At 49.7% G+C, this 11,753-nt stretch carries 6 protein-coding genes; 1 reads left to right on the top strand and 5 read right to left on the bottom strand.

The features are described 5' to 3' along the window. The first annotated feature begins 59 nt into the window (after nt 1-59). Nucleotides 60-1,166 (top strand): type IX secretion system outer membrane channel protein PorV, encoded by a 1,107-nt coding sequence (gene porV, locus MKQ68_RS18740; protein ID WP_264280448.1) that lies wholly within the window; start codon nt 60-62, stop codon nt 1,164-1,166. A gap of 52 nt (nt 1,167-1,218) precedes the next feature. Here the strand turns inward: porV and MKQ68_RS18735 are convergent, their stop codons facing one another. The 5 genes from MKQ68_RS18735 to MKQ68_RS18715 form a co-directional block, all read right to left on the bottom strand. Then, entirely contained in the window at nt 1,219-1,809 is a 591-nt protein-coding gene (locus MKQ68_RS18735; protein ID WP_264280447.1) for a DNA-binding response regulator, read from the bottom strand. A 32-nt stretch (nt 1,810-1,841) separates the two neighbouring features. Next, complete coding sequence (locus MKQ68_RS18730; protein ID WP_264280446.1) at nt 1,842-3,662, bottom strand: histidine kinase dimerization/phosphoacceptor domain -containing protein; 1,821 nt, start codon at nt 3,660-3,662, stop codon at nt 1,842-1,844. Nucleotides 3,663-3,992: 330 nt separating this feature from the next. Then, nucleotides 3,993-5,729, bottom strand: coding sequence for a RagB/SusD family nutrient uptake outer membrane protein (locus MKQ68_RS18725; RefSeq protein ID WP_264280445.1), 1,737 nt, complete (start codon nt 5,727-5,729; stop codon nt 3,993-3,995). A gap of 16 nt (nt 5,730-5,745) precedes the next feature. Continuing rightward, nucleotides 5,746-8,754 (bottom strand): SusC/RagA family TonB-linked outer membrane protein, encoded by a 3,009-nt coding sequence (locus MKQ68_RS18720; protein WP_264280444.1) that lies wholly within the window; start codon nt 8,752-8,754, stop codon nt 5,746-5,748. A gap of 884 nt (nt 8,755-9,638) precedes the next feature. After that, nucleotides 9,639-11,750, bottom strand: coding sequence for an alpha-N-acetylglucosaminidase (locus tag MKQ68_RS18715; RefSeq protein ID WP_264280443.1), 2,112 nt, complete (start codon nt 11,748-11,750; stop codon nt 9,639-9,641). Nucleotides 11,751-11,753: the final 3 nt, after the last annotated feature.

Raw genomic sequence — 11,753 nt, 5'->3', positions numbered from 1 at the left:
CTCATTCCCCCGGGAGCTGAATATCCCGGGGGATTAACTTACCTAAACAACAAGGCGAAATGAAAAACACTTTCCATATGAAACTGGCCATTGCAGCGATGTTGCTCGGTGCGCCAATTGTGGGGGCTGCGCAAGAAGTAAACTCCATCGACATCGTTACTAACTCAGTGCCTTTCCTGCGCATTTCCCCGGATGCACGTGCTGGTGGTATGGGAGAGACGGGCATCGCTACGGCACCTGATGCTGCATCTTCCTTTTATAACTTATCTAAAATTCCCTTCCTGGCCGGTGCCAAGGGCGGTTCATTAACCTATACGCCGTGGATGACCAACTTCGGTGTGGATGGTACACATTTGCTGGCAGCATCTGCTTATTATAAATTAGATAGCACACAGGCCATCGTAGCTGGGATCCGCTATTTCAACCTGGGTGCCATCGAGCTGACAGACGTTGAGGGTAAAAGTGTTGGCCGCAGCAGGCCCAATGAATGGTCGGCGGAGCTGGGCTACACCCGGCAGTTATCGGGTAAATTGTCCGTGGGCGTTGCATTTCGCTATATTTATTCCAACCTCGCTAATGGTGCTGCAATGAATGGTATCAATTATAAGGCTGGACAAACAGTAGCAGGTGATCTGTCAGTTTACTATAACGGTCGTGAGGAAGGCGAAGGATGGGCGTTTGGCGCCGTGTTGAGCAATCTTGGTGGCAAGATCGCTTACACCGATAACGCAAATCAGAAGCAATACATACCATCAAACCTGGGTGTGGGCGCGTCTTATGCAACTATGTTGGACGAGCAGCAGTCACTTACAATCGGGGCCGATGTAAACAAATTGCTGGTGCCGGCCTTAAAAGGTAACGATGCAGCAAGCATGGAGGATTATCACAACAAAGGTGTTGTGGCTGGTTGGATCAATTCTTTTGGCAATAGTGCTTACACGGCATCACTGGGAGCCGAATACGATTATAATAAGCAGTTCTTCGCGCGTGGAGGCTACTTCTTCGATATGAAGGATGCGGCCAACAGGCGATATTTTACACTAGGAGCAGGTGTGGCATATAGTTTTGCGACCATCAACCTGTCTTACATCATTCCCTCCGGCACTGGATTGTCACGCAGTCCGCTTGCTAATACGCTACGCGTAGGTGCGGAGTTGAAGTTTTAATTTTTTTACCGAATACACTTACTGACAGCTGGCCGGTTTTTACCGGCCGGCTTCATTTTAGCTCGAGTTGTTTTAAAGCCCATTTCAGTAGCGCATTGTTTTCGTCTTTCAACCCCAGTTTTACACATATTTTATGTCGCTGATTTTTGATGGTGTAAGGGCTCAGGTGCATCACCTCCGCAATTTCCTTGGTAGACTTACGCATGCCGATCAGTGATACGATTCGCTGCTCAGCCGGTGTTAAAGTAGCGGCAGTGCTATCGTTTGCCTTTTTATTCTCAATCTTGCCTATGGCCATTCGAACGCCTGCGAATAGCTGCATTTCATCCACCGGTTTAATGATATAGTTCGCCGCTCCTGATGATATTGCCTGTTCGATAATATCCTTTGCATTGTAAGAGGTGATATAAATTACTTCGAATCGATACGCTTGCTGCAGTTGGTGCACAAGGTCAATCCCTGAATGCCCGTCGCCGAGATTGATGTCGCATAGCAGCAGGTCAGGCATGAACCGCTCCATCTCGCTGATAGTCTCGGCAGCTGTAATCGCTATCGCTGTTTCACATGAAAAGTGGTTTTTGATTTGCTTCTCTATAAACCTGGCAATAATAAATTCATCCTCAATAATCAACACCCGTGTCATAATTGTCTTTTAATAGGTAAAGTGGAACTTGCTCATCCTGTGGCAAACGTAAGCTCGTATAATATTCCTGGCGTGTGGTTTACAGCCAGCTGCCCTTGTAGCTGTCTTACCAGTTCGTTAACCAGGGAAAGGCCGGTAGATTTTTTACTATTGGCGCCGGGCTGCAAGCCGGTACCGTTATCGGCATAGCGGCAGGTGACCGTGCCAGTTTCATTGATACTGATGGAAATGTCTATACGACCTTCAGTCATATCATTAAAGGCGTATTTGAAAGAATTGGTAAGCAGTTCGGTGAGCATGAGCGAAAAATACAGTGCCCGCCGACTGTCCAGCCGGATGTCGTCGCTGGCAGCCACGTTTATCTGTACAGGCTGTCCCTTATGGTAAATATGCCGGATGTATTCAGATAGTTCCCGCACCAGTTCACCCGGCGCTATGAGTTGTAATTCCTCGAGTTGATACAGTCGTTGGTTCACCAGCGACATCGTCTTTATTCGGCTGATATTTTCCTGGAAGATGCCGCGGGCTGTACCATCCCTGATCGTGTCGAGCTGCAGGCTGCCAATGCTATATAGCAGTTGCAGGTTGTTTTTCACCCGGTGATTCAGTTCATTGATCAGCAAAGCGATCTTGTCTGTTTTTTCAGCCAGTTCGTCGTTTTGCTGCAGCAGTTGAATATTGTAGCATCTGAGTCGCGTCGTTTGTTTACGCACTTTCACTTCCAGCAACTCGTTCTGTTTTTCCTGGAGACGATTTAATTCGTTGAGGGCCTGTTTGCCTTCTTTTTCAGTATTTTTCAAGCTGAGCGCAAGGCCGGCTGAGAAGGGCAAAAATATGCCGATCGTCATCAGGCTGCTCAGGTAGCCAACGTTTAACGACTTTTCTTCTGCAAACAATAAACGTCCGGCTATCCAGATAAAGGTGAGAATGAACATGCAGATGCCGTAGGCGAGATAACGCTTCGGCCGGTCGAGGTGCGGCCAGCAACGCCACAAAACAACGGCCGCAAAAACGATATGGAACAGTAACGACCATATATTGAGCATCGCGGTGAGTGCATAGTTGCCTGTAAAGTAGTTGATACCCCAACACATGGCAGATAGCATTACGAGCAACGCTAGCGCCACTTTACAAAAGGTGTACAACAAACGGTGGTGACGACGGATCTCCCAGAAATCGATGAGCAGCAAGTATAAACCGAGAATGCCCAGGTGCGCAAAATGAATATTGAACAACGATCCCGTGGCCGGAGATTCTGGGAAAAACCAGTTCACAAAATACCCCTGCGATGAAAGGTTGAAGAACGTGAGTCCGGCCGTGAACAACAAAAGCCATCCGTACGCACGCAGACCGCTCGTCATCCAACACACCAGCGTATATGCCAGCAACACCCACAAGGCGCCTTGCAGCCGTAAGTCCATCGCTTCATCACTGCGGCGCTTTTCCAGGTATTCCAGTCTTTCGTAAATGGTAAAGTTGAAGCCACGTCGGTTATGCCTGGTGTGTTGTACTCTCAGTAACACGATGGGGGCATGAGCGTTTAGATCCCTCGGAAAAGCGATACGGGAACGGCTGTCTTTGGCGGCCAGCTCGCTGTTCTTGCGGAGCGTACCTGATTTTTTATGCAATAGCAATCGCCCGTTGTCATATAGATAGAGGTCAACATATGATAGAGCGCCGAACGTGACGACCAGCGGGTTTTGATTTCCCGCAATAATTTCGCTGGGGAAAGTAAGCCAGTAAACGCCTGTGTTGTTAGTTAACCTGGTAGTCGTAAGCGCCTGGAAGTTTTGTATATGAGCGAGTGCCGAGTCCGCGGATGCCGTGCCTGTGGCATCTTCCCACACACGCATGTAGGGCCGGAGCTTTATTTCTCCATATGCCTGGTCGTCCGACGCTGGTGCGGATTCACACGATAGCAACGTGATACAGCATGTAAGCACTACCACCAACAAATATACAGGGCCCCTCCGTTTCATGCGCACAAATATGATAATTAAAGTGGGAAGATGGAAATGCTGACCGTATTATTTTAATTGATTGTCAATATCTTTTGCAGGTTATAAGTGATTTTGAGGGGGATTTGGAGGCAGATTATGAAAATATTAAGTGCTGTTTTATATACAAAATCCCGTTCAGGGCATGCCTGAACGGGATTTTTTGCCACGAGTATGATTATTTAACTACCACTCCGGATTTTGCTCCAGGTTGGGGTTTCTAAGCGTTTCGTCTTGTGTGATGGGAATCATATACATGCGTGGGGCGAACGGCCTGTCTTCCACTTTTACTACTTCATAAGTGAAAGATCCGTCGGGGTTTTTGGTGGTTTTCATGCCCCACAGCGCTGTTTCTGTTTCTGAGGCGATCTTCCACCGGCGAACGTCCCAGAAGCGATGGCCTTCAAATGCGAGTTCTATTCTTCTTTCGTGTCGCACTGCATCGCGCATTTGTTCTTTGGTCATCGTGCCAACCAAAATTGGCTTTACGCCTGCTCTTACACGCACCGCGTTGATCGCATCGTAAACGCTTTGGTCGGGAGCAGCCAGTACTTCGTTTTGCGCCTCTGCATAGTTGAGATAAAACTCTGCAAGCCTGTAAACGATGCCATGAAAGTCGTGGTTAGGGCCCTGGTTTACGGTGTAACCCGCATCCACCAGTTTGCGCATGGAATAGCCTGTGCGGCTATGGTCGGTGGCAGTGCTCATTTCATCTTTACCAACCGGCCAGGTGTCTGTTTTAGACCAGTATTCCAACCGCCTGTTTTTGAAAGTTGCATCGTTATACAAGATGTCAGTGTAAAAGCGTGGGTCACGTCCAACGAAAGGTTGCGCCGGATTGTAGCCCGAGCCGGGAGCGGACGGATGCAAGCCAGTAGCCTGCATTTCATAGTCACCTGCCAGGTTTTGTGAAGGAGACGCACCTGACCATCCGCTGCTTCCGAATGGAAATGCATACCGGTCGAAGTCCTGGTTGTCATCTTTCATACGCATCCAGATCACTTCCCTGCTCGTAAGTGTTTTGCTGATGAACATCGCCTGCCGCGCCGCGAGGTTCGGCTCTAGTTGATACGCAATCTGACCTTTCCTGTCCTTAGCTTCTATGACTGCTTTGGCTGCTGCCGCTGCAGCTGCCCACTTCTCGGGATCAGAAGCCGTTTTTTGCGGACTGATGTCGCCTTTAGGGCCTGTTTTTCCGGCAATTGCCCAGAGTGGACTGGCGGCATAAAGCGTCATCCTGGATTTAAGCGCAAGGGCCACACCTTTCTTGACCCTGCCAATCATGCCCGAGTGTTCGGGCTCCCACGACTCTGCCGGAAGCAGGTTGTAAGCGGAATCACAATCTTTGATTACTTGCGCAAGGCAACTGTCATACGTGCTGCGCTTGCCGTTCAGTATGGTGAGATCATTAATGTCTACCGTTTTGGTAACGATGATCACGCCTCCGAATTGTTTCATCAATTCCGCTAGAAAAAACGCACGAAGGAAAAATACCTCTCCTCTGCGGAATTGCAGGAAGCCCGGGTTGTTGGGATCGTCGGGGGTGCCATATTTTTCAATGCCCTCGAGTATCGAATTCGCCTGGCGTATCGCAACGTAGCAATCGCGCCATGAGTTTCCAATCGGGTTATCGCTGCCCGACCAGGAGCCGTTGTTAAAACGGAACGAATTCATCCAGGTTGATGCGTCTTTCGATTCGTCGGTTGCAGAAGCCAGCATCGAGTTGCCTCCTACATACCGCAATACACGTGGCGTGCGGGAATAGAGGTTGGCGATTACCTGGTTCGTGGTTTCATAATTGGAAAAGATGTCTTTGTCCTGCTGCTGGTTCGTGGCCGCCCTGTCCAGGAAGCCTTTTTCGCAGGACGTTAGCATGCCCGCCAGTGCGGCAATGTAAAATATGTTGAAGAAGGATCGTTTCATGTAAATGATTTTAAAATTAGAAGGTCACGTACACACCGGCGTTAAATACGCGCTGTATCGGATACATGGCAGCATTGCCATCGCCTACTTCGGGATCTACGTCAAAGTCGGTAAGTTTGTCCCAGGTAAGCAGGTTCGTGCCGTTTACGTACACACGGGCTGATTTCATTTTCCAGCGGGTGGTTACGGCGCGTGGCAGAGTGTAGCCGATCTCCATGTTTTTCAAACGCATGTAAGCAGCGCTTCTTACCCAATAATCTGACGCGCGGTGATTGTTTTCGTTTTTGCCGTAGTGTAACCTCGGATACGTAGCGATCGATGCGCGCTCTGGTGTCCAGCGGTTGAGGTGGATAGGTTTTACTTTACCTTCCTGGAAGAACTCGTACACCGCTTCATTATCCAACCTTACATCGGTGCGGTCTGCGCCCTGGAAGAGCATCGTGAGATCGATACCATTCCAGCTGGTTTGCAGGTTAATACCAAACATAAATTCCGGCGTGCGGGAGTAACCAATAACGGTTTCGTCGAAGGCGTCGACTACATTGTCGCCGTTAAGGTCTTTGTACTTAATGTCACCGGGGAATACCGTACCTGAAAAACGTTGCTGCGCGCTGCGGGTAATTTCCGCCTGGTCTACAAACAGACCGTCATACAACAAGCCGAACTTGGTGCCTACCGGATGGCCAGTACGGCGCATCCATGGATAGGCGCGCGGCTGCTCGTCATAGTCAAGTATTTTGTTCCGTGCGAAAGTGACGTTTGGTTTAATCATGTACCTGAACTTGCCAAAGCGTTGTTCGTGCGAAAATTCCAAATCAATACCCTTGTTAACCACGCGGCCGATGTTTTGCTGTTTCACACTTTGTCCGAATACATCAGAGAGGGTGTTTCTTCCTGAAAGGATATCGCTTCTGCGTTCATGGAACACATCAAGTGTAAGCCCGAAAAGCTCACCCCATAGTTTTGTTTCGATACCGACATTTGCTTTGCGGCCACGTTCCCAGGTTACGTCCGGGTTGCCGATAGCTCCTTGCGCCCAGCCATTGGCCTGTGAAGCGCTCGGGCCGAACCAGTATTGCGTGGCACCTGCCCAGGATGTAAACCAAAGGAAACGATCGCCGCCGCCCTGGTCGTTACCCACCTCGCCGTAGGAGCCGCGGAGTTTCAGGTAGCTGATCGCCCTGTTGCCTTTAAGAAAATCTTCCTCTGAAATTACCCAACCGCCAGATACGGCAGGGAACAGGCCATAACGCTGACCTTTGGGAAAGTTTTCAGATCCATGGTAAGCAGCACTTACTTCGAACAGGTAGCGAAGGTCGTAGTTATAAGTAGCCCTTGCCATCAGCGATTGTTTTGCATAAGGGATGCGCGATTGGATTACATCTTTCTGACGGTTGGCCATCAACATGCCTGTAAATGCATGTTTGCCGAAAGACCTGTCATAGTTGATCGACACCTCGCCATACGTACGACGCCTGTGCTCTCCGTACCCTAGTCCACCATTTGGATCTATACGAGTGTCAGCACCAGTTTGCGCATAACCGGTAACTTGCCCGGATGCATTGTAGATAGGAGAAAATACCGCATAGTTACGACCATAGGTGGTAACCGGCTGAAAGGTATTATCGAACGACATAGCGCCCCGGACAGACAATCCTTTCACCCAGAAATCGAGTTTCTGTTTAGTAGCAAATGTCCCCTGGATGGTGCTGTTATAATACACCTGGTAGCCACGGTTCGTTACTTCGCCGTAAATGTTCTGCGTGTAAGTGCCGTTCCCGAAAAGTGAACCGTTAGGGTTAAATATCGGGTTGGTCGGCGGAAGCCTGTTCGCCAAATTCATGATAGTGGCGGCTGACGTGTTCGGCGCATTTCTCGCTGCGAACAAACCAGAGAGGTCGATACTCACCAACGTAGTTTTCGTTACATCTACATCTACGTTAGCGCGAAGCGTGTACCGGCTTTGGATAGAGTTAGTGTTATTACCTTCAGGATTATCTTTTACATATTTATAATTGCCAGCGTAACGGCTGTAGCCCGCAGAAATGTAGTACCGCACATTAGGTGCACCGCCCGAAATGTTCAGGTTCGCAGAGCTTTGCGGGGATGCCTGCATAATAAAGTCGTAATAGTTTGTGTTAGGCAGCGTGCCGTTCTTAAACCCTTCGAGTTGCTCGGCTGAGAAAGGAAGTGAAGCAGCAGGATTATCGTTGCGCACCGCCTCGTTACGCAGCGTTGCGTAGTCATAAGAGTTCAGGTATTTCGGCATCTTATTCGCTTCCTGGTAACCGCCCTGCATGGTGAAGTTTACAGATGGCGGGCCAACGTTACCACGTTTGGTGGTAACGAGCACAACGCCGTTAGCACCACGCATACCGAATACTGCGGTAGACGCAGCATCTTTAAGAATACTGAACGTAGCGATGTCGTTTGGATCAACATAGTCGATAGGGCGTTCTACACCGTCAACGATAATAAGTGGTGTGGCCGTTCCTGTTGTTGCAATACCCCTGATGTACAAGGTAGAGGCATCTACGCCTGGCTCACCCGAACGTTGTGTGGTGATAAGGCCTGGCAAGCGGCCTGCCAGGGCATTGGTAAGGTTAGATACAGGGCTTTGCAACAATTCTTTAGTAGCAACGGTAGCAATGGCGCCGGTAACCGTTACTTTACGCTGTGTACCATAACCTACGATCACCACGTCCTGCAGTGCGCTGGTATTGGCATTAAGGCGTACGGTCATACCGCCGGCGGTAATGTTGGCTTCTGTTGTTTTGTAACCGATCATGGTGAAGATGAGGGTCGTCGAACTTTCAGGCACATTGAAAGCAAAAGCGCCGTCGGCGGTGGTTTGTGTGCCCACCTGCGTGCCCTTCGCCACCACAGTAACACCGGGCATTGCCTGCCCCACGCTGTCGACCACGCGCCCTGTTACAGGCCGCGTTTGCGCGATGGCAGTGGTTGCCAATGCGTGTAATAGTACGCATAGCAACAACCTAAGAAAATGAGTAGTTTTTCTTTTCATAGTCGTTGAATTTTGAGTTGTTTTTGGGCATGAGTAACCCGCACGATTGTGGCATCGTGAAAAAAATAGAAATGCTGCCGATCGTCAGGACCGTCAGTTTACATACAGGAACAGCGCTAAACGCTTCATTAAATCGATTTAGCTATCCTGTTGCTGAGGAAATGGAATTGATAATCATCATGGGCGATTCATTTTGGTTATTAATAATACATCATCAATGTTTTGCGCAACGCGCGAAGTCCGAGGCTAATACAATTCTACGGGGCCGAATCAATTTATACACCATTACACGTGGATCAAATAAAAAAATCGATTTAGCTATCAGTTTATAAGTCTTTATACCAGTATAAAATTAGGATTTATTTTATGGAATCAAAATGATTGGGATAATAAATTTCTGGGGTGCTGGTTTTTATGGGATGCCTTTGTGGGAAAGCGTTTGCAGTTATTGTAAAGATGTTTCAACATGTATTGACTTGTGTTGACTTGTTGTGCTGAGTAGGTAAGATGTCGTACAAGTGAGCGACTTTATGTTTTTGCTGTGCCATGAGGGGGAATCCACGAAGTGAATGAGCTTCGCTTTCATCGTCATCGCGACTGCAAGGAAGCGAACATCCGCTCCATTGTTCGCGGCAATAACAACTGGTAGCCATTCATTACTGAAGCGGATGTACACTTTTCTGCGCTAGTGATGCTGAGTAGGGGAGATGCTGCACAAGTGAGTGACACAACGGTGGCCGGGGCAGGGTTGCAAAGGCTGGTTCAAAAACTAATTTGGGATCAACGTAATCCGCCAACCCGACGGGCGGGATGAGCGGTTACGTTTCCCCTAGATCACAATATTAATAGTTTGCTCATAATAAGCATGACGTGGGGCTACAGCATTAGTGGAGTATTCTGTGAACGATGGTGCCGAGGTCGACGGGCTTCTCAGCGGGCATTACTTTCAGGTTTTCGCGCACCCATTCACGCTCCCAGTTGTACCAGTCGGGTAGCTGTGATGCTTTGCCGGAAAGGGTTTCGGAAAGATGTGCGAAGAATATTTCCCAGCGTTTGCGGTAAAAGGTGCGTATTAAACCGGCCCATTCTTTATAAGCATATTCGTGCAGGTTGTCTTCGTTATGATCGGTGCCACCCCAGTAGGTGATGAGCATCATCGCATTCAGGAAGTCGTTGGCGCCGCCGCGGATGGCCTTTTGCTGGTAGGTGCGCAAGCGGAAATACGGCTGCGTGTTCAGCAATGTCTCCTCATCATCGCAAAGTTGCAGGAACGCTTGAGATGCCGCGTTAAATGCATTTTTATCTTTAGCCTGATACGCGTTCACGACATCCGCAAACACTTTGTCGGCACGGTTGGCGATCACCTGTCGGGTGAAGTTTACCAGGTCGATTTTGTACGTTTCGCTGCCTGTAAACACCGGCGCCGCTTTCGCAAACGCCTTCACCGCCTGCACATACAACGCGGTATCGTAACCTTTGCGCAAATTGCCCCAGCGGGAAACGGATTTAATTTCGAGTGCCGGGCGGGCGCAGAGGATGTTTTCGGGCGGACCTTCCTGGTAACCGGGATTGCTGTAGATAGTTTGCAGAAACCCTTGCCAGGCCTCGTTCACATCGTTGTTTGGCTTGCCGTAACGGGCCGCCGCGTAAACCGGCGCCCATTCTTTGGTGTCCACTTTGTTTTCATGCCAGGCCAGCTCCATCAACAATTCGTATACAGCCGGATTGTTATCGATGCCTTCGGGCATGATGCCTACGCCTTTCATATAGGCCTTGTAAGGGCCGGTGCGGGCACGGTGCACTTCATCTGCAAAACGCTGCAGTTTGCCGTTCAATCCGGGCCTCTCGCCAAAGTTTGTTACCGTGCACCAGATGAAAGGCGTGCCTTCGTAACCTTCGCGGGTTTCCCAGTTGTTGGTGTTTTCGCCAAACAGTTCCTGTACGAGTAATGCGGAGCGATCGGTTTCTGCGAGCAGGGCTTTTTTGGGATTATCCTGCCAGCCTTGCAGTACCCAGATGGCGCCAGGAAACCACGCACGCATCACGCGTTGAATGTTCGCACCCGCTTTGCCTAAATCCACCCCTTCTGTAACGCCGCCTTCATGAAAAGGATCGCCTGAAAAGAAGCGGATGTTGCTGCCGTACATTTCTTTCGTGGCCGCATAAAATAAACCTGCGATCCGTGCGAAAGCGGTGTCGGTGGGATCGAGTATATCGGGCCGTGGGAACGCGCCCCAGGTGCCTTGTTTAATGATGTGCGCTTTCGTTTTTTCGGTGAGCGATTTAGGCACCATGCCGAAGAAGGCTGGCATTACCGGCTCGATGCCCAGGCTGCGCATCCTTACGAGCATCTTCTGCACCAAACGTCTGCGATCGTCGATCTGGCTTTGCGGCATCGGTCCGCCCCAGGCTTCGATGTTGCCCATCAGCCACCAGGCGTTGTAAGCCGGACCTGTTATGAACTGATCGATTTCTTTTTGCGTATAACCCAGTTGCTGCAATGTTTTCTGCCATACGGCTTCACTGCCATTCGCTACCAGCATCATGTTTACGCCATTCAGCGCCATCCAGTCCAGCTCATGCTCCCAGTCGGCCCAGTTGTAAAAACTCATGGTGTAGTTGAAGGTGCAGTAGTTTAGTGCGTGCCGGTACAAGGCGCTAGCATTAACGGTAACGGGCACCCTGATTACTGGCAGCTTTTTAACCGGCGACAGGTTGTCGCCCATGTGGCTCATGCTGCGATGGCAATAGTTACGCAGGTACCAGTTAAGGCCAACGGCCGCCGCATTGGGACCGCTGGCGCTGATAACCAGTTTTTGCTGCCTGGTCTGCAATGTGAACGTTTCCTGTCCATTGTTGCTGGTGGCCTGTTCGAATGTAATATGTTTCTCCAGCCAGGGTACGCGGCGTTTTACAAGTTGATACACACCGCTAAACTCCGCGGCTGTTAGCTGCACCGGCAAAGCCAGTAACAGCAGGTGAAATATTTTCTTCATTGG

It is taken from the genome of Chitinophaga horti (assembly GCF_022867795.2).
Classification (GTDB): domain Bacteria; phylum Bacteroidota; class Bacteroidia; order Chitinophagales; family Chitinophagaceae; genus Chitinophaga; species Chitinophaga horti.
The sequence above is the reverse complement of the archived record's forward strand: the minus strand, read 5'-3'. Positions and strand labels throughout refer to the sequence as shown.